Here is a 17,959-nt window from a genome sequence, read left to right on the forward strand (position 1 = left end):
TAAGAGATTATGAAAATTGCACTGATCCAGCCTAAAATGAATAAAAGGCCTATGGATACGGATCTGAAGACCCGTATGTCTCCTCCCTTGTCACTGCTTACTTTGATGGGTCTCACACCTGAGGGTCACGAGGTGATCATGGTGAATGAGAATGTGGAGAAAATAGATTATGCTTGCGGCGCAGAGCTGGTTGGTATCACCATTACCTTGGATGTCATGCCCAGAGCCGTAGAGATTGCCGAAGAATTCCACCGTTTGGGGATACCCGTTGTAGCCGGGGGAATTCATGTTACCAGCAGTCCGGATGAATGCCGGGGATATTTCGACGCCATTTGTATCGGCGCTGCCGAGCGGGTATGGGAACGGATGATCGAAGATGCGGAAGAAAGCCGATTACAGCAGGTCTATCATGATATGACGGATTTCCGGGGGGAGGAGATTGCTTCTCCGGCTTATCACCGAATCGATAAAAACCGCTACCTCTATACCAATATCATGACCACAAGCCGCGGCTGCCCCAACCGCTGTGGCTTCTGCTACAACAGCTGCCGGAACAGGATGTATATCCGCCGCCCCGTTACGGATGTGCTCAGAGATATCGAAGGCCTGGGAACCCGGCATATCCTGTTTATTGACGATAATTTCATCGGTGTGCCTGCCTACACTCGTGAATTGCTTAATCATCTGCGGGGCAGGGAGTTAAAATGGAGCGCCGCTGTCACCACGAAAATCGCCGACTATCCCGATGTCCTGGATTTGATGGCAGAAACGGGCTGCCAAAGCCTTTTTATCGGTTTTGAATCGATCAATAATTCCTCATTGCATGGCGTAAATAAGGATAATCAGTTTGAGAAGTATGAAAGGATTGTCACAGCAATACACAGCCGGGGCATTATGATCAATGCCAGCATGGTATTCGGTCTGGATGGGGATGAACCGGATGTTTTTCAGAGAACACTGGACTGGCTGGTCAAGAACAAAATTGAAACCCTGACCTCCCATATTCTCACTCCCTATCCCGGCACAGAATTGCATGGCCGGATGAAAGAGGAAGGCCGCATCCTCGATCATGAACTGTCCAGGTACAATACAGCTCATGTGGTCTTTCAGCCCAAGGGAATGACGGCAGAGGAATTATATAAGGGCTATCTATGGATCTACCGGGAGTTTTATTCCTTTCCCAATATATGGCGCCGCAGGCCGGAACATAAGGCCCAGCGCAAATCCTTTTTTTTATTTAACATTTTATACCGTAAATTCGGTGGGCTTACATCGGTGCTGGCGCGAATTATTCCCATGAGAACGGTAGGGCGGCTGGCGGCAAGGATCTCCTATAGGGTAAAATAGGGTTCAATGACATATATGGTTAAGTAGTAGCATGATATTGATGATATGTATTGTGAGTTATCAAATAACTAAAGTAGTTAGGGCAGCTCTATATGGGCCAATATGATGGGAATAGGCCTGCGGTCTATCGGCGGCGGAGCCGATGTTTTCTAAAGTCACCCAAGAGAGGAGGGGGACTAAAAGTGAAAAGATTAGTGTTAAGTGTCCTGCTTTTAATAATAAGCTTTTTTCTCAGCATTATAGCACTTAAGTTTGAAATGAAAATAATGGGTCCTGAAGAGGGTTATAATGTGCCTTTTCCAGCTTATCTGATGGCGTGCCTTCTGTATCTTTTAGTATTTTGCGGCATTTATAGTGCCCTAAATCCTCTATTCCAAAATTATAGAGACAATGAAAAATATGTGCTGACAGGTGTTTTCTCTGTGTTGCTATTTGTTGTGTTCAGATTTCCTCTGTCCTATCTTGGACTTATCTGGTTAAATCCTATCTTGTATTAATGCTTAGCGTTAAGAAATTAGGCATCATACAGGATTGTTAAACCTTGTCGCCATAAGAGAAAGTTATCAATAGAGTAGTTGACAGATTTTATTGAATAGTATAGCATATTAATAACTTGTGTTGAAAAACAACAAAATAATAGGGGTTTTTAGGATTAATTGGTTGCGATAGCAACGAATTAATCCTGAACGCTGCCGACATAACTAAAAGGAAAGAGCATGAACGAACGTATAGACAAAAGAAAATCACTGATCAAAGCGATTTCAGCCATCGATCGTTATAGCCAGACCTATATCGGCAGAAATGTCAAAGACTATAACATCGGACAGGGACAATGGGCATTTTTGACCCAATTGCTGTTTAATTACGATGGTATAACTCAGGAAGAGTTAAGCGAACTACTCAATATCGATAAGGCCAACACAGCGAGAGCCTTGAAAAAGCTTGAAGAAGAGGGTTATGTATACAGAGAAGAAGACCCTAAAGACGGGCGTAAGAAAATTGTTTATGTCACAGCCAAAGCAAGGGACTTTGAACAAGAATTTCATGAAGTGTTTAAAGGATTAAACCGGATTCTGGCCAAAGATTTTACGGAGGATGAGCGGGAAACCGCCAGGCGGATTTTGTATAAAATGCTGGATAATATCGCCGATTATGAACGCAGGCATAGATAAAAGTGGCCTAAGGAGGAGAAGTCAGTGGAGATCTTAATGAAACCGATCGGCTATATCAAGTCTCCTTATAAGGAAAAAGGCGAAGCCCCCAGGCAAAGCACTCTTTCGGGAGAAACGACGGCTGTTATTGAAATTCTCGAAGAATACCAGGAAGGTATTGCCGATATCCAAGAAGGAGAGTATGGGGTCATTTTGTTTTACTTTCATAAATCCGAGGGATATAAGCTGATGACCCTTTCCCGCAGAAACAATCAGGTTATGGGTGTGTTTTCCACACGATCCCCCAACCGGCCCAACGGCATCGGTCTGTCCACAGTCCGGTTTGTGAAAAGAGAGGGCAACCGTCTGTTTTTTGAGGGAGTGGATATGCTGGATAATACCCCCGTACTCGATATTAAGCCTTATATTGACCCGGCCGCTGTGGCCGATTGAACGAAACTTGTTTTAATGACATAGGGATAGAGCTTGTTGTTTAAAGCTGAATAAGAAACTATTGACAGGTTTACGCAAGTAATGAAAAGGGAATCAGGTGCAAATCCTGAGCAACCCCCGTTACTGTAAGCGCCGTTAAAGATTTATTTATCTTCATGCCACTGGCGAAGACTGGGAAGGCGATAAATAAAGGCGCGAGCCAGGAGACCTGCCTGTTAATAAAACTACAATTCATTTTCCGGAGGGGAGGGTGATTTATTTTCTTTGCCCAAAATTAAAGAGAAGACATAAAAAAACCAGGACAGATGCTCAGACTCCGGTCAGGAAAAAGTCAGGAAGAAAGGTGAAGAACAATGGAGAAACGCTATAGCCAAAGAATAGTTGCCTTATTGGTCATGGTCATGATCATACTCTTGGGGGGCTGCAATTCATCAGCCGCCAACCAACCGGCGGAAAACCCACCGGCTGAAAAAGCAGTTGCAGCCGGGACTTACACGGCAAAAGCAGCCGGTTATCACGGAGATCTTGAAGTGACCACGGAAGTGGATCAGGAAGGAAAAATCACAAAGATTACCATAGGCGAAAATACGGAAACCGAGGATGTTGGCGGCATCGCCATGGAGAAAATACCCCAGCGTATTATAGAAGCTCAATCCCTGGATGTGGACGTGATTGCCGGTGCGACACTGACCAGTAAGGGGATCATCAATGGGGTGGCCGCGGCCTTAAAGGAGGCCGGTGCAGATCCTGTTCACTACGGTTATGTTGCCCCTGAAGAAGAGAGCGGGGCGATCATGTCCCCTCTGAATAAGAGTGCCCTACCCGTAAAGAAAGAAACCACCGGTTCCATAACCATTAAGGATGTCAAAGGCCGGGAGGTAACCCTTGACCTGCCTATTTCCTCCTATGCTATCAGCACCATGGATGTCATCGACTATATTATACCGCTGAAAGGTGAAGAGGCTTTTGCTATGCTGGTTGCTTCCGGACAGGACGGCGGTGGCGGTATCCAAAAATATGCTCAGCTGTATAAGCCCATTGTCGGGGACTATACCCAACATTTAGGCCAGATTTCCGATCATAACGCGCCTTTTGACCTGGAAATGGTTTTGTCCATGAATCCCGATGTCCTCATCGTCAATTCAGCTATGGCCGCTCATAAATATGCCTTGGAAATAGAGGAACAGCTTACGGCGGCCGGAATCAGCATTGTTCTCATCGATGTTCCCGGCAAGACATTGGATAAGTCGGTTCAGGAGACCATGAAGCTCCTGGGCAAGATTTTCCAGGAGGGGGAAAAAGCCGCTGAAGTAGCAGCGTTCATAGATAAGCAGTATGAACTCCTTGCAGCCAAAAATCTTGCTCAGCGTCAGAATAAACCCAAGGTCTATTATGAAAAGTCAGGATATTCCGAGGTCTACGGGAGCACGGGAACCAGCGTTTCCGGATGGGGTCTGCCGATTGCTATTGCCGGCGGCGACAATATTGCCGATGCCGTTCTTTTAGATAAAGCATCAGCCGGAGGAAGCAGCAATACCCTTGATCCTGAGTATGTCATTAAAGCCGATCCTGATTACATCATTCTCAGCGGAGTCAATGACGGCTGGCTGGACAGTCTTAAGCAAAAGAAAGAACCTCCTCAGTATGATATTATCAACAGAACCGGCTGGAGCAATTTGCAGGCGGTTAAAAACAACAATGTCTATGAATTTGCCCACTCAACCAGCCGCTCCATTTATGCTTTTTACCCTTGTCTGAAAATGGCCAAGCTCTTCTACCCTGAAGAATTTAAGGATCTGAATCCGGAAGCGGTCCTTGATGAGTTTTTCGATCAATTTATGCTGGTGGGCAGCGATATCAGCACCTGGTTTACGGGCCTTGAAGACCGTATTTCCCTAAAGAAATAAAAACGGCAAGGGCTTCGGAACGCTGGAGGCACAAGGGGGTTTAAGACCGGCCTTTGCTCCGGCTCTCCGCGGCCCTTTTGGATGCCGGTTATGCAAGAAAGACTAAGGGGTGAATCAAGATTAAGCATGAGGAAAATGCCAACCGAAAATTATATAATATGCTGATCAGGAGAAGGATCTTTTTGATTATCGGTCTATCCGTAAGCATGGCAGCCCTGGTGATCCTAAATATTTCCATCGGTTCCTCTTCCATAGCGATTCACGATATCTTAAGAGTGCTGTTCACGGGGGAAGGGGATGGGCATAACTCCATGATCATCAAGGATATCCGTCTGCCTATGGCTCTTATGGCTGTAGTGGTGGGGGCGTCCCTGGGCATCAGCGGCTGTGAATTGCAGACCATCCTCCGCAATCCCATTGCCAGCCCCTATACCCTGGGAATTTCCGCCGCCGCCTCCTTCGGAGCAGCCATGGGATTGATTTTAAACGCCAATGTTCTGAAATCCTTAAAGGTCCCGGAAACCCTGGCTGTAACGGTTAACGCTTTCATCTTTGCCCTTATGGTGGCTGTGGCCATTTATATCTTTTCCCGTCAGCGGCAAATCAATAAAACGGCCATTATCCTCTTCGGTGTGGCGCTGAATTTTCTTTTTAACTCCCTGACCATGGTTCTGCAGTATATTGCCGATGAAAATCAGCTGCAAAGCCTGATCTTCTGGAATTTCGGCAGTTTGTTGAAAACCACCTGGAGCAAGTTTTTCATTGTTGCCCTGGTGCTGGTCATCTGCTTCTTGGTTTTGTTCAAAAATGCCTGGAAGCTGACCGCTATGACTTTGGATGATACCAAAGCCAGGAGTATCGGGGTGGATACGGCCAAGGTGCGGCGAATGGTTATATTTGTGAGTTCCCTATTGGCCGCCGTATCCGTCTGTTTTGTAGGAACCATAGGTTTCGTCGGTCTGATCGCTCCTCATATTGCCCGCCAGCTGGTGGGTGAAGATCAACGCTTTTTTATGCCTTTATCGGGACTGCTGGGGGCTTTTGTCATGTGTCTGGCTTTCGTCATCAGCAAGCTGATTATCAGAGGGGTCATCCTGCCCATCGGCCTGGTCACCTCAATCATTGGCATCCCTTTCTTTATTGCCATTATCTTCAGTAAAAAAATGAGGAGTATGTGATGTTAAAGGTAAGTAATTTAAACTTTTCCTATAAAGGTTATAAGAAAAGCAAAGGCTCCCATAAGGTATTTAGCGGATTTAGTCTCGAATTTGCCAAAGGCTTTAATGTTATCCTTGGTCCCAACGGAGCGGGAAAATCCACCTTGATTAAAGCTATTTTCGGGCTGCTGGATTATGAGGGAGAGATTTTTTACGGTCAGGAAAGCCTTACCGCTATGTGTACAGAAGATAAAATCAAGCTTATGTCCTATTTACCCCAAATGGACGTCGATCTATCGACCCTGACGGTTTTGGAAATGGTCATCCTGGGAAGATTGCCGGAACTGAGCCATAAGGTGTCGGATGAAGATTTGGATATTGTCATGGATACCCTTCGGTCCCTTAATATAGAACACCTGGCCCCCCGCAATTTTTCGGAATTAAGCGGCGGACAGAAAAAGTTGGTCTTTATTGCCCAGACCTTGGTCAGAAACCCTAAAGTCCTGTTGCTGGATGAGCCGGTCAACTCTCTTGATTTGCAAAAGCAGCTGGAGCTGTGTCAGCTGCTGCAGAGAGTAGTGGCGGAGCAAAATGTGGATCTGATTGTGGTCTTGCACGATATTAATCTTGCAGCCAGATATGCCCAACATATTGTAGTGGTGGATGGGAAGGGCTCTCTTTACAGCGCGGGGGAGCCCCGGGAGGTCATTACGGCTGCCATGCTGCAAGAAGTCTATGGGGTGATCGCCAATATAACCTATGATGAACAAGGTGTACCCATCATTGCACCGGTCTGCTCGGTGCGGGGGATATAAGAATAGCGGGTGTTGCATTATAAGCAGTTCTCCAAGAGCGGCTTCACAGACGAGGTTATCCCCGCTGCAGCGGAGCAGGCCATTCAGATGGTGACGGCGGAACAGTTGGTGGAGATAGGTTCGTTTTGATTAAAAGCTTATCAAAGCTCTTTGCGGTAAGGATTTCGTTGGTGATGAACTGGCCGTTGTAAAAAAGGGCATAGGTGGTAAAGGGATTAGGAGCCTTTTGGGCTTGCTCCGTCGTTTGGATTTTGATGGCTTTAATGGCAAGTTTTTTTGACTTGAGATGATCGACGAGGATTGGGACATATTTATCCGTATGAGGACATTGATTGGTATAATAGACAACCCAGCCTTCTTCATCAGTACGACCGCTCTTTACACAAGCTTTGAATTGGGGAACATTTGCTTGGGGACTGAAGGGAAGATAAAGCAGTTCGTAATAAGGAGGCGCTTGATCGGCGATCTGAAAGCCCTTGTATTTCAGGTACTTCGGATCGGAGAGAAAGGGCATTTTCTTTTCGGCAGATAAAACCACAAGCCCCTGCATCCCTTTTGCTTTGGCATCAGCCAGGCAGCGCTCCAGCAATAAGTTGGCATAGCCCTGACCCTTGTATTGCCCGGAAACCCAGAAACAGTTAATGAACAGATAATGATCGGCTGTAATGGGGCACCAGGCTTTTTCAGCCGGGATATATTCGATAAAAACCTTTCCCCGCACATCCAGTTTGTCAAAGACCAATCCCTCGCCTAAGCGTTGACTGAGCCATGCTTTTTTTGACGCGACAGAGGACTCTCCTTTTTGATCGGTGAGGGCACAGCAGATATGTTCGGAAGCTAAATTGTCTAAGGTTACTCTTTTAAATTCCATAAGTTTTACCCCGCCTTAACATAGTACCTTTCTATTTGTATAATAGCACAAAAATTGCCAGAAACTGCAGCAAAACACCAATAAACGGACTTTTCCTATGCATCCGGCATAGGGAAAGTCCGTTTATTTTTTCACTGGTGCATCAACGATTTCACTTCATTAGGGATATGAATCAAAGGCTCGGCGAAGCCGGGTTTTCTTTAGCAGCTTTTTTAAAGGTCTCAAAGCTTTCCCGAACAGCAACGTTTTGGGCGAAGAAGTCCAACAAAGTATGGAGTTGCAGTACGGTAGAGACATTGAGGGAGTGTTCGATCAGTTCCGTTTCCTCCAGAGGATTCATATTGCCGATCAGTCTCAGAAATTGCTCTACCGTATCATGACGAGAGAGAAGATAGGTGCCGGTTTCCTTTCCTTTCTCGGTCAGGAGAATGCTCTCGTAAAGATCATATTGCAAATAGCCCAGCTCGCTCAGCTTGGCAATCATTTTTGATGCGGAAGAGGGACGCACATTCAGCAGCTCCGCAAGTTTATTGATCCGTGTATAGCCGTTTTCCAGACAAAGCCGGCAAGCCATTTCCATATAATCCTCCATGGCAGGAGTCAGCTTGTTTTCCTGATAATTAGCTATTTGATAGCCGCGCACTGTACGATACTCAGAACCGGACTTATTATCCATAGCTTATCAATCCTTTTTTTAAATTTTATTCTAGTCTATTCGTAACATTCCCTCCTTAGGATTCATAGATTGGATTAGTCAAGAGAAAGGGTATTTCCCTTACCTAACACCAAGACCAGAAAAACATAGCAGGAGGTTCGTTATGAGTAGAAAGTTAAAAAGAATGTTGGGGATCGTACTGAGTCTGATCCTATTGACGGCAGGCTGCTCCCAGACAGCTGGCAAAAAGGAATCCGGTGAAGGTTTGTTGAATGTGGTGGCCACGACGACTATGCTTGCAGATTTAGCCGGTGTGATCGGTGGAGAGCATGTTAGTGTAAACGGTCTGATGGGGCCGGGAATTGACCCCCATCTCTATCAGGCCAGTGCAGGGGATGTGGGGCGGATGCAGAAGGCAGATGTTGTGGTCTATAACGGGCTGCACCTTGAGGGGAAAATGAGTGAGCTGTTTGAAAACCTATCTGCTCAGGGCATCTTTACCGTATGCATAGAAAAAAGTATGGACAGAACGGGATTGTTAATATCCGAGGACGACGGAGGGGTCTATGATCCGCATATCTGGTTTGATGTGACACTCTGGAAACAAGCGGCCCAAGGTGTAGCAGAAGGTTTCGCCCAGGCTGATCCGGAACATGGAAACTCATACATAGCCAATCTGGAGCGGTACCTTGCAGAACTTGACGAATTGGATGCCTATATCCAAAAGCGGGCTGCCGAGCTGCCCAAGGATCAGAGGGTGCTGATCACGGCCCATGACGCTTTTCAGTATTTTGGCAACGCCTATGGTTTCGAGGTTCGGGGCCTTCAGGGCATCAGCACGGATTCTGAAGCGGGAACCAGTGATGTCAGCGCTTTAGCAAGCTTTATCGTCGAGCGGCGGATCAAGGCGATTTTTGTGGAGTCCTCGGTGCCGCCCAAAACCATCCAGGCCCTGCAGGCGGCGGTCAAGGCCCAGGGATTTGACGTGGCCATCGGCGGGGAACTGTATTCCGATTCCCTGGGCGGGGAAGGGTCCGGCGACGAGACCTATATCAAAACCTTCCGCTCCAACATCGACACGATTGTGGATGCTTTAAAAGCATAGGAGGGATAGATGTGGATATGAAGGGGATGGAGCATGCGGTAGAGGTGGAAACCCTCACCGTGGCCTATGATGCCAAACCAGTTTTATGGGATGTTAATCTCAAGGTACCCAAGGGAACTTTGATGGCGGTGGTCGGGCCCAATGGGGCAGGCAAAACAACCTTGATTAAGGCGATGCTGGGGCTGTTGACGCCCGTCACCGGGGCAATTTGCTTCAGCGGGGGAAAGGGCGACGGCCATGCCCTGAAAAACCGCATCGGCTACGTTCCCCAAAGCGGCAGTGTGGACTGGGATTTCCCGGCCACGGTGCAGGATGTGGTCCTGATGGGCTGCTATGGTAAGCTGGGCTGGTTCAGGCGGCCCCGCAAGGCGGATTATGAGCTGACCGCTCAAATGCTGAAAAAGGTGGGAATGGAGCAATACGCCTCCCGCCAGATCAGCCAGCTTTCCGGCGGCCAGCAGCAACGGGTGTTCCTGGCCCGGGCCCTGGCCCAGGAGGCTGAGATTTACTTCATGGATGAGCCCTTCAAAGGAGTGGATGCCCAAACGGAAAAAGCCATTGTCTTGCTCCTGAAGGAACTCAAAGAGCAGGGAAAAACAGTGATGGTGGTCCATCACGATCTGCAGACAGTGGCCGATTATTTCGACTGGGTGACCCTAATCAATCTGCGGGTGATTGCCAGCGGACCGGTGGAAGAGGTTTTTCATGAGGAAAACCTGAAGATGGCTTACCGGAGTACCGGTGCCCTTTTGAGGAGCGTCGTGTGATATGAACACTTGGCTTGCCTTACTTAATGACTATACGTTTCAAACAGTGTCCTTGGGTTCGGCTCTTTTGGGTATGATCAGCGGAGTATTGGGAAGCTTTGCCGTATTGCGGAAGCAGAGCCTTCTGGGAGACGGAGTTTCCCACTCCGCCCTGCCCGGCGTGGTCATCGCCTTTATCCTGCTCGGCAGCAAAAATACAGAAATCCTGCTGCTGGGGGCCTTGCTCTCCGGACTGACCGCCACGGCGCTGATCGTGGGTATTGTCCGGCACACCCGCATCAAATTTGACAGTGCTCTGGCCTTGGTTATGTCCTTCTTCTTCGGCTTGGGGATGGTTCTGCTGACTTATGTGCAAAAGATCCCCAATTCCAACCAGGCAGGGCTCAAGCGCTTCATCTTCGGTCAGGCCTCCACCTTACTGCAAAGGGATATTATCCTGATGAGCGTTTGCGGTGTGGTTTTGCTGACCCTTGTCCTGGTGTTCTGGAAAGAATTTAAACTCTTTGTTTTTGACAGTGATTTTGCCCATAATCTGGGCTTTTCCCCCAAGAAGCTGAACTTACTGCTGTCGTTTATGATTGTCTTGACCATTATCATCGGTCTGCAGACGGTAGGGGTCATTCTCATGAGTGCACTGTTGATTAGTCCGGCAGTAGCCGCCCGCCAATGGACCAATAAGTTAGGGGTGATGGTTTCGCTTGCCGCCGCTTTCGGTGCCCTGTCCGGTGTGGTGGGAACCGCCGCCAGCTCTGCGGTGCCTAAGTTGCCCACAGGACCGGCCATTGTGGTGTGCGCCAGCCTCCTCGTTGTGCTCAGTGTTCTGTTTGCCCCGGGAAGAGGTATTCTGCACAGGGTGTACCGGCACAGGAAGAATAAGCTGATGCTGAAACTGGAAGGGAGTGGGCCTGATGTCCCCACAATTTGAAATACAACTGATTGCCGTCATTGTGGCGGTGGCCTGCGCCCTGCCCGGTGTCTTTCTGGTGCTGCGGAAAATGGCCATGATGTCGGATTCCATCACCCATACGATTCTGCTGGGCATTGTGCTGGCCTTCTTTGTCACTCATGATCTTTCTTCCTCCTTTCTGATCGCCGGTGCCGCATTAATGGGGGTCGTCACCGTGTGGCTGACGGAAATGCTGGGGCGTACGCGGCTTTTGGCGGAAGATGCAGCCATCGGTATTGTGTTCCCCTTCCTCTTTTCCATAGCCATTATCTTGATTACGCGCTATGCGGGTTCGGTGCATTTGGACACTGACTCGGTACTGCTGGGAGAGCTGGCCTTTGCTCCCTTTGACCGCATGATCGTGGGGGGAGTGGATCTGGGCGCGAAAGCCATTCATACCACAGGGATTCTTTTGCTTATTAACCTGGCGGTGATCATCATCTTCTTCAAGGAGCTGAAACTTGCCACCTTCGATCCCATGCTGGCCTCTGTGTTGGGTTTTGCGCCGACCCTGGTCCATTACGGTCTGATGACCCTGGTTTCGCTTACCACAGTGGGGGCTTTTCAGGCGGTGGGCTCCATTTTGGTGGTAGCGTTTATGATTGGCCCGCCGGTCACGGCCTATCTGCTTACCGATGATTTAAAGCGGATGTTGATTTTAAGCGGGGTGATCGGGGCCATCAACGGCTTATTAGGCTATCGGGCGGCAGCCCTGCTGGACGTATCCATCGCCGGCTGTATGGCCATGATGACGGGAATTTCTTTCTTGCTGGTCTTTATCTTTGCTCCCGGCCGGGGGCTTGTGAGCACGCTGAGCAGACGCCGCAGTCAAAAAATAGGCTTTGCCAAAATGATACTTTTGCTCCATCTTTATCACCACGAGGAAAGTGAAGCAAACCTTGCTGAGATACAAAGTTATTTGCGCCTGGATGGGGAGCTTACGAAAAATCTGATCGCCCTTTTGCAAAAGGAAGGGTGTATTGAGTTAAACAACAGCGTGATCAAGCTGACTGAACAGGGGCGCCTGACCAGCCTGCGCAGCTATGAGACCTTGCTTTCAGGCTAAGCTGTCAAGAAAAGAGGGATATCCCTGTGAAGGAGGTATCCATTTTTTTTGTTTCAGATTCAGTTATTCTGAAGAAGGTAATTCTGAAGAATTCTAAAGATTCGCTGAAATACATTGTAATTGGGCAAGAAATTTCTTATTCTATCTATAATTTCATATGGGGATGAGTACGATTTTTCAGAGGAAAAACCGTAAGGGAAGTCAGTCAAAGCTGACGCGGTGCCCGCCACTGTAGAAGGGAGTTAACTCACCATAAGGTCACTGGATAGTTATATCCGGGAAGACGGGAGTTAATGAGGAACTTAAGCCAGGAGACCTGCTCATGCCCCGGATTCAAAACAACCTACGGGATGTTAGGGAGGTGGATATCGTGTTCAGAACACTATTATTAAATACAGGATAGAAAGCCCTTCCGTTTGGAAAGGGTTTTTTTGTTTTGGGTCAATGATTTTGGGTCAATGATTCTGAAGAATTCTAAAGATTAGCTGAAAGAAATTGAAATTATACAAGAGTTTTTTTATAGTTAGAGGCAGCTAACTTACTTGAGCATACCTAAATTGCCGGGAGGAAGAGGAGCTTCCCCGCTCATGAGCAAAGGTGCAGGTAAGGGAGTTTAACTATTTTTATGGAGGTAGAAAAGATGAACAAGCCCAAGTTACATTTGCTTCGGAAGCGGTTCGCTCCCCTGCTGATTCTGGTTGTCGTTCTTTTGGTTGGCCTGCCTGGGTGCAGTCCTTCCCCGACGACTTCAAAGGCGCCGGAGGAAGGGAAGAAGGAGGAGCTGGTCCTGGCTGTGGGAATGGCCGATTATGGGATGTTCGATCCCAAAAAGACCTGGGGTGCCATCGGGCAAATCCGCTTAACCCACAGTTCACTGCTTAAAGCCACGAAGGACTTAACTTTTGTCGGCGATCTGGCCAAATCCTTTGAGACGAGTAAAGACGGCTATACCTGGACCTTCAAAATCCGCAATGATGCCAAATTTTCCAACGGCGACCCGGTTACCATAGAGGATGTCCTGTTTACCTATGAAATGCTGAAAGAAGACGGCATCGCCTTTGACCTTTCCTTTGTCGATAAAATGGAGATTAGCGGCAAGGATACCATCGTGTTTACTTTGCAAGAGCCGCGTTCCACATTTGTCAGTCAGCTTTCCGAAATCGGCATTGTGCCCAAACATATTTATGATGACAATTATTCCAAAAACCCCATTGGCTCCGGACCCTATCAGGTAACCCAGTATAATGACGGCGAACAAATCATCATGGACTATAACCCTTATTGGTATGGTGAGGAGCCTCAATTCAAGAAACTCACCTTCCTGCTGCTGGGGGAAGATGCCGCTTTTGCAGCGGCCAAGGCCGGTCAAGTTGATATTTGTTACATTCCTCCCAAATTTGCCGGACAAACCCTGCCGGGAATGACCTTACACGTTCTGGAGAGCGTTGATTCCAGAGGAATTAGTCTTCCTGTCCTGCCCAGCGGCGGAACCGGGTATATCAACGCCAACGAGGTCAAAGTCGGCAATGATATTACCTCTCATTTGGCCATCCGTCAAGCATTGAACATTGGGTTAAGCCGTCAGGGAATTATTGATGTGACCATGGACGGATACGGAAAGGCTGCCTATTCCATTGTGGATGGCACACCCTGGTTTAATGAAAAAACGGTCATTGAGGATGGCCGGGTTGAAGAGGCCAAGCAATTGCTGGCAGATGCCGGGTGGGCCGATACCAACAAGGATGGCATTGTCGAGAAGGATGGGCTGAAGGCCGAATTTGATTTATATTTTCCTTCCAGTGACCAGCTGCGCGGTGACATCGCCCTGGCTGTTGCCGATCAGGCCCTTGGTCTGGGTATTAAGATCAATATCATCGGTGCTACCTGGGATGAAATATTTATCCAGGGCAAGGCCAATGCCTGCCTATGGGGAGGCGGCCGACTTCACCCCCATCAATTGTATACTATGTATTCATCTCAGGTGATCAATACCGGGTACAATAACATGCCTTCTTATATCAATCCCACTTCTGATGACTATATAAAGAAAGCTTTGTACGCCAGCACTCAGGAAGAAGCCAATCAATACTGGAAACTGGCCCAATGGGATGGGAAAACCGGTTTCAGCCCCCTTGGTGACGCTCCCATCGTTTGGCTGGCCCGTGTCGACCATCTGTACCTTGTCAATGATCAGGTGAATATCGGCAACCAACTCATGCATTCCCATGGCTATGAATTTGGACTGTTTGGCAATATCACGGAGTGGTCGATCAACCCTTAAAGCCAATCAAGCTGAACGCTCTATCAGAACAGGTGCGTCTGAAACGCCTGCCCGAAGCATTGGCGTTTTGAACGCACCTGTTTGAATGGGGCCGCTCTATAAACGGGAGGTGCTGTGTTATGTCTCAAAAAATCCTCAGGCGCTTTCTGCGCATGATTACCCTGATGCTGGGCTTATCCATCCTGACCTTCTGGTTAATCCATTTGTCTCCGATTGATCCTGTCAATGCCTATGCGATCAGTGATACCTCTATGTCACAGGAACAGCTGGAAAAGCTGAAGGAATACTGGGGGGTTAACAAATCCCCTGTGGAACAATATTTTTCCTGGGCAGGGGCCTTGCTGCAGGGTGATTTTGGTATGTCCAAGCTGTATAGAGTCCCCGTTATGGACATTATTAAAAGCAGAGCCATGACATCTTTTGCGCTCATGGGAACAGCATGGCTCTTGTCCGGTGTTTTCGGCTATCTGCTGGGAGCGGTGGCCGCCATGAGAAGAGGGAAGCTGCTGGATCGCTTTATTAAATGGTACAGTTATATTCTGGTTTCCATACCCACCTTTTTGCTGGCTTTAATTTTACTGCTTGTTTTTGCAGTCTGGCTGGGAATGTTTCCGATCGGCCTGACTAAACCCATAGGACTGGCGGATGCCGATGTTACTTTGGCGGACCGCCTCCGCCATTTCATTCTTCCCGCCTTGACGTTAAGCCTTTTAGGGGTTGCCAATATCGCCATGCACACCCGGGAAAAAATGATCGATATCCTCAATACGGAATATGTGACCTTTGCCAGAGCACGAGGAGAAACAGCCTGGCAGATTTTCAAAAACCATGGTTTCCGCAACTCCATTATTCCGGCTATTTCCATTCAGTTTGCCTATTTCAGTGAATTGTTCGGCGGTTCCGTTCTGGCGGAGCAGGTATTTGCCTATCCGGGGCTGGGCAGCACTCTGACCACCGCCGGCTTAAAAGGAGATCTTCCCCTGCTGCTGGGAATTATTTTAATCGCTTCCTTGTTTGTCTTTATTGGCAATTTTATTGCGGACATCTTAAATACCATTGTCGATCCGCGCATTAAAAGGGGGGAGCTAAGATGCTAGAGCAATTAGGAAGGAAAGAGGAGGTTCTTCTTGACCCAGGAAAAACCGGCAATGTGCGCAAGAAGATTATTTGGATGATCGGCTTTTCCACCTGCCTGATCGGTTTGATCCTTATTCTCAGTTTTATCTTAAGCAACGATAATCTGCGCGTGAACAATGCCAGCAAGAATCTTATGCCCAGCTTGCAGCATTTGTTTGGCACGGATTGGCTGGGCCGGGATATGTTTACCCGAACTATGAAAGGGCTGCGGCTGTCCCTGGCCGTGGGAATTTTTGCTACGGTGATCAGTGTTACTGTGGCCACCTTGCTCGGAACCGCTGCGGCCCTATTCGGTAAAAAAGTCGATGAACTGATTTCCTGGCTCATTGACCTCTTCATCGGTATGCCTCACCTGATCTTCATGATTTTAATCTGTTATATCGTAGGCGGGGGGATTCGGGGCATTGTCATCGGTGTTGCCATGACCCACTGGACCTCACTGGCCAGGGTGGTGCGGGCTGAAGTCCTGCAGATCAAAAGTGCGGAATACATCCAACTATCCCGGAGCTATGGTAAGTCCCCTTGGTATATTGCCAGAAGGCATGTCATGCCTTCCGTATTTCCGCAAATCATGATTGGAGCATTCTTAATGTTTCCTCATGTCATCCTCCATGAGGCTGCCCTCACCTTTTTAGGCTTTGGGCTGTCACCCCAAACACCGGCGGTGGGGATTATTCTGTCTGAAGCCATGAGCCATCTTTCCACAGGCCAATGGTGGCTGATCCTGTTCCCGGGAATTCTGTTGATTCTAGTGGCCAAGAGCTTTGATAATATTGGCGAACAACTAAGAATTTTGCTGGACCCGACCAGCTCCAACGAATAGGAGGCAGGAATCATGCTTAAAGCGGCACAACCCTTATTGAAGGTAGAAAATCTGTCCATTGGGTTTTCCCAATACTTTAGAGGAACTCAAAAACGTGTCATCCAGCCTATTGCCAATCTTCATGTGGAGATTGAGGAAGGGGAGATCGTTGCGGTTGTGGGGGCCAGCGGCTCAGGGAAAAGTTTGCTGGCCCATGCCATCCTGGGAATTCTCCCTACCAATGCCATCTGCTCCGGCAGTATGATGTATCGTGGGCAGGAATTAACTAAAAAGCGCAAAGAAGAACTGAGAGGCCGGGAAATCTCCTTTATCCCTCAGTCGGTTAATTATCTGGATCCCTTGATGCCGGTGGGAAAGCAGGTTCAGATTGGCCTGGCTAAACAAAGAGCACAAGAAAGGCAGAACAGGCTGTTTGCCCATTACGGATTAAAAGAAAGCGACGGAAGGCTTTATCCTCATGAATTATCGGGAGGTATGCTGCGCAGGGTGCTGTTTGCTACCAGCGTCAGAGAGGGGGTAAAGCTGGTCATAGCTGATGAACCCACCCCCGGCATCCATCCCCAAGCCCTGGCAGAAATCCTTAAACAGTTGCAGCAGTTTGCCCGGGAAGGAGCCGGGGTTATGCTCATCACCCATGACATCATGTCCGCCCTTGCAATCGCCGATCGGGTTGCTGTGATTAAGGATGGGCAAACCATAGAGATCTCCCCGGTGTCCGCTTTTTCCGGAACGGGGGAACAGCTGCAAACAGACTATGCCAGAAAATTATGGCGGGCCTTACCGCAAAATGATTTTGCCTGCCAGGAATTGAGGTGGGAAGCATAATGGCTTTGCTGGGAGAGAACCTGGGGGTTTATTATAAAAAGGATCAGTGGATTTTTAAGAACATGAACATCAAGGTGTTACCCGGCCAAGTTCTTGGTTTATCCGGATACAGCGGCTGCGGTAAAACGACCCTGGCCAGAGTTTTAGCCGGATATATCCTTCCTCAGACCGGCAGGGTAAGCGTGGATTCTAAGCCTTTGGCGCCAAAAAGCTTTCGCCCGGTCCAATTAATTTATCAGCACCCGGAAAAGGCCATCAATCCCCGCTGGAAAATGGAGGATGTCTTAACCGAAACCTATACCCCTTCCCAGGATATCCTGGATGCTTTCGGCATCCGGGAGGATTGGCGGAAGCGCTGGCCCATCGAGCTCTCCGGCGGAGAGCTGCAGCGGTTTTGTATCGTGCGTGCTTTGAACCCACAGACCCGGTATATTATTGCCGATGAAATGACCACCATGCTGGACGCTATTACCCAGGCCAGAATTTGGCATAGTTTTCTCCATATTTGCCAAAGCAGAAAGATTGGTGTAATTGTGGTCAGCCATGAGCTCAGTCTTCTGAACCGCCTGTGTGACAAGGTCATTCAAGTGGGGAATACGTGGGAGTAATCTTTGGACAAGAGGATGGCCTGAAATTGGCCATCCTCTTTATGC

18 protein-coding genes and 2 riboswitches are annotated in these 17,959 nt (G+C 48.3%); of the genes, 16 read left to right on the forward strand and 2 right to left on the reverse strand.

All coding sequences use genetic code 11. The features are described 5' to 3' along the window. Positions 1 to 9: 9 nt before the first annotated feature. The 7 genes from DHAF_RS00125 to DHAF_RS00155 all read left to right on the forward strand — a co-directional run bounded on the left by DHAF_RS00125 (position 10) and on the right by DHAF_RS00155 (position 6,830). Positions 10 to 1,347 carry a B12-binding domain-containing radical SAM protein gene (locus DHAF_RS00125; protein ID WP_012615315.1) on the forward strand — a complete coding sequence of 446 codons (1,338 nt, stop codon included), beginning with the start codon at positions 10 to 12 and terminating at the stop codon, positions 1,345 to 1,347. A 182-nt stretch (positions 1,348 to 1,529) separates the two neighbouring features. Then, on the forward strand, positions 1,530 to 1,844 hold the full coding sequence (locus DHAF_RS00130) for a hypothetical protein (RefSeq protein WP_012615316.1): 315 nt from the start codon (positions 1,530 to 1,532) through the stop codon (positions 1,842 to 1,844). Positions 1,845 to 2,063: 219 nt separating this feature from the next. Further along, on the forward strand, positions 2,064 to 2,519 hold the full coding sequence (locus tag DHAF_RS00135; RefSeq protein WP_005815091.1) for a MarR family winged helix-turn-helix transcriptional regulator: 456 nt from the start codon (positions 2,064 to 2,066) through the stop codon (positions 2,517 to 2,519). Between the two features lie 24 nt (positions 2,520 to 2,543). Beyond that, the gene (gene tsaA / locus DHAF_RS00140) at positions 2,544 to 2,951 is read left to right on the forward strand and encodes a tRNA (N6-threonylcarbamoyladenosine(37)-N6)-methyltransferase TrmO (RefSeq protein ID WP_012615317.1); all 408 of its coding nucleotides are present in this window, start codon (positions 2,544 to 2,546) and stop codon (positions 2,949 to 2,951) included. A 49-nt stretch (positions 2,952 to 3,000) separates the two neighbouring features. Then, a riboswitch (cobalamin riboswitch) is annotated at positions 3,001 to 3,181 on the forward strand. A gap of 123 nt (positions 3,182 to 3,304) precedes the next feature. Next, positions 3,305 to 4,858, forward strand: coding sequence for an ABC transporter substrate-binding protein (locus tag DHAF_RS00145; RefSeq protein ID WP_012615318.1), 1,554 nt, complete (start codon positions 3,305 to 3,307; stop codon positions 4,856 to 4,858). Positions 4,859 to 5,040: 182 nt separating this feature from the next. Further along, entirely contained in the window at positions 5,041 to 6,036 is a 996-nt protein-coding gene (locus DHAF_RS00150; RefSeq protein WP_012615319.1) for a FecCD family ABC transporter permease, read from the forward strand. Further along, positions 6,036 to 6,830: an ABC transporter ATP-binding protein gene (locus DHAF_RS00155; RefSeq protein ID WP_015942530.1), complete on the forward strand. Its 795-nt coding sequence runs from the start codon at positions 6,036 to 6,038 to the stop codon at positions 6,828 to 6,830. The genes DHAF_RS00150 and DHAF_RS00155 overlap by 1 nt, the downstream gene beginning before the upstream one ends. Before the next feature lie 55 nt (positions 6,831 to 6,885). On the opposite strand, the gene DHAF_RS00160 is transcribed toward DHAF_RS00155, so the two are convergent. After that, on the reverse strand, positions 6,886 to 7,701 hold the full coding sequence (locus DHAF_RS00160; RefSeq protein ID WP_015942531.1) for a GNAT family N-acetyltransferase: 816 nt from the start codon (positions 7,699 to 7,701) through the stop codon (positions 6,886 to 6,888). A 172-nt stretch (positions 7,702 to 7,873) separates the two neighbouring features. Then, on the reverse strand, positions 7,874 to 8,377 hold the full coding sequence (locus tag DHAF_RS00165; RefSeq protein WP_015942532.1) for a metal-dependent transcriptional regulator: 504 nt from the start codon (positions 8,375 to 8,377) through the stop codon (positions 7,874 to 7,876). Between the two features lie 142 nt (positions 8,378 to 8,519). On the opposite strand from DHAF_RS00165, the gene DHAF_RS00170 reads away from it, so the two are divergent. From DHAF_RS00170 to DHAF_RS00210, 9 genes are all read left to right on the forward strand, one after another. Further along, the gene (locus DHAF_RS00170) at positions 8,520 to 9,461 is read left to right on the forward strand and encodes a metal ABC transporter solute-binding protein, Zn/Mn family (RefSeq protein WP_015942533.1); all 942 of its coding nucleotides are present in this window, start codon (positions 8,520 to 8,522) and stop codon (positions 9,459 to 9,461) included. A gap of 11 nt (positions 9,462 to 9,472) precedes the next feature. Beyond that, positions 9,473 to 10,228: a metal ABC transporter ATP-binding protein gene (locus tag DHAF_RS00175; protein ID WP_011458882.1), complete on the forward strand. Its 756-nt coding sequence runs from the start codon at positions 9,473 to 9,475 to the stop codon at positions 10,226 to 10,228. Position 10,229: 1 nt separating this feature from the next. Further along, positions 10,230 to 11,153 (forward strand): metal ABC transporter permease, encoded by a 924-nt coding sequence (locus DHAF_RS00180; protein ID WP_015942534.1) that lies wholly within the window; start codon positions 10,230 to 10,232, stop codon positions 11,151 to 11,153. Continuing rightward, positions 11,137 to 12,240 (forward strand): metal ABC transporter permease, encoded by a 1,104-nt coding sequence (locus DHAF_RS00185; RefSeq protein WP_015942535.1) that lies wholly within the window; start codon positions 11,137 to 11,139, stop codon positions 12,238 to 12,240. The genes DHAF_RS00180 and DHAF_RS00185 overlap by 17 nt, the downstream gene beginning before the upstream one ends. Positions 12,241 to 12,388: 148 nt before the next feature. Next, positions 12,389 to 12,578: riboswitch (cobalamin riboswitch) on the forward strand. A gap of 302 nt (positions 12,579 to 12,880) precedes the next feature. Continuing rightward, positions 12,881 to 14,521, forward strand: a complete 1,641-nt coding sequence (locus DHAF_RS00190; RefSeq protein ID WP_015942537.1) for an ABC transporter substrate-binding protein — start codon at positions 12,881 to 12,883, stop codon at positions 14,519 to 14,521. Positions 14,522 to 14,640: 119 nt separating this feature from the next. Then, positions 14,641 to 15,618, forward strand: coding sequence for an ABC transporter permease (locus tag DHAF_RS00195; RefSeq protein ID WP_005815068.1), 978 nt, complete (start codon positions 14,641 to 14,643; stop codon positions 15,616 to 15,618). Next, entirely contained in the window at positions 15,612 to 16,481 is an 870-nt protein-coding gene (locus DHAF_RS00200) for an ABC transporter permease (protein ID WP_005815067.1), read from the forward strand. The genes DHAF_RS00195 and DHAF_RS00200 overlap by 7 nt, the downstream gene beginning before the upstream one ends. Positions 16,482 to 16,493: 12 nt before the next feature. After that, the gene (locus DHAF_RS00205; RefSeq protein WP_015942538.1) at positions 16,494 to 17,306 is read left to right on the forward strand and encodes an ATP-binding cassette domain-containing protein; all 813 of its coding nucleotides are present in this window, start codon (positions 16,494 to 16,496) and stop codon (positions 17,304 to 17,306) included. Then, positions 17,306 to 17,914 carry an ABC transporter ATP-binding protein gene (locus tag DHAF_RS00210; RefSeq protein WP_005815062.1) on the forward strand — a complete coding sequence of 203 codons (609 nt, stop codon included), beginning with the start codon at positions 17,306 to 17,308 and terminating at the stop codon, positions 17,912 to 17,914. The genes DHAF_RS00205 and DHAF_RS00210 overlap by 1 nt, the downstream gene beginning before the upstream one ends. The last annotated feature ends 45 nt before the right edge of the window (positions 17,915 to 17,959 follow it).

The organism is Desulfitobacterium hafniense DCB-2, assembly GCF_000021925.1.
GTDB lineage: Bacteria > Bacillota > Desulfitobacteriia > Desulfitobacteriales > Desulfitobacteriaceae > Desulfitobacterium > Desulfitobacterium hafniense.

Excerpts from the sequence above, each read along its gene's own strand:
- DHAF_RS00190 (WP_015942537.1), top strand. The coding sequence starts at position 12,881 with ATGAACAAGCCCAAGTTACATTTGCTTCGGAAGCGGTTCGCTCCCCTG.
- DHAF_RS00160 (WP_015942531.1), bottom strand. The coding sequence starts at position 7,701 with ATGGAATTTAAAAGAGTAACCTTAGACAATTTAGCTTCCGAACATATC.
- DHAF_RS00185 (WP_015942535.1), top strand. The coding sequence starts at position 11,137 with ATGTCCCCACAATTTGAAATACAACTGATTGCCGTCATTGTGGCGGTG.
- DHAF_RS00210 (WP_005815062.1), top strand. The coding sequence starts at position 17,306 with ATGGCTTTGCTGGGAGAGAACCTGGGGGTTTATTATAAAAAGGATCAG.
- DHAF_RS00180 (WP_015942534.1), top strand. The coding sequence starts at position 10,230 with ATGAACACTTGGCTTGCCTTACTTAATGACTATACGTTTCAAACAGTG.
- DHAF_RS00200 (WP_005815067.1), top strand. The coding sequence starts at position 15,612 with ATGCTAGAGCAATTAGGAAGGAAAGAGGAGGTTCTTCTTGACCCAGGA.
- DHAF_RS00195 (WP_005815068.1), top strand. The coding sequence starts at position 14,641 with ATGTCTCAAAAAATCCTCAGGCGCTTTCTGCGCATGATTACCCTGATG.
- DHAF_RS00145 (WP_012615318.1), top strand. The coding sequence starts at position 3,305 with ATGGAGAAACGCTATAGCCAAAGAATAGTTGCCTTATTGGTCATGGTC.
- DHAF_RS00165 (WP_015942532.1), bottom strand. The coding sequence starts at position 8,377 with ATGGATAATAAGTCCGGTTCTGAGTATCGTACAGTGCGCGGCTATCAA.
- DHAF_RS00135 (WP_005815091.1), top strand. The coding sequence starts at position 2,064 with ATGAACGAACGTATAGACAAAAGAAAATCACTGATCAAAGCGATTTCA.
- DHAF_RS00125 (WP_012615315.1), top strand. The coding sequence starts at position 10 with ATGAAAATTGCACTGATCCAGCCTAAAATGAATAAAAGGCCTATGGAT.
- DHAF_RS00205 (WP_015942538.1), top strand. The coding sequence starts at position 16,494 with ATGCTTAAAGCGGCACAACCCTTATTGAAGGTAGAAAATCTGTCCATT.
- DHAF_RS00155 (WP_015942530.1), top strand. The coding sequence starts at position 6,036 with ATGTTAAAGGTAAGTAATTTAAACTTTTCCTATAAAGGTTATAAGAAA.
- DHAF_RS00170 (WP_015942533.1), top strand. The coding sequence starts at position 8,520 with ATGAGTAGAAAGTTAAAAAGAATGTTGGGGATCGTACTGAGTCTGATC.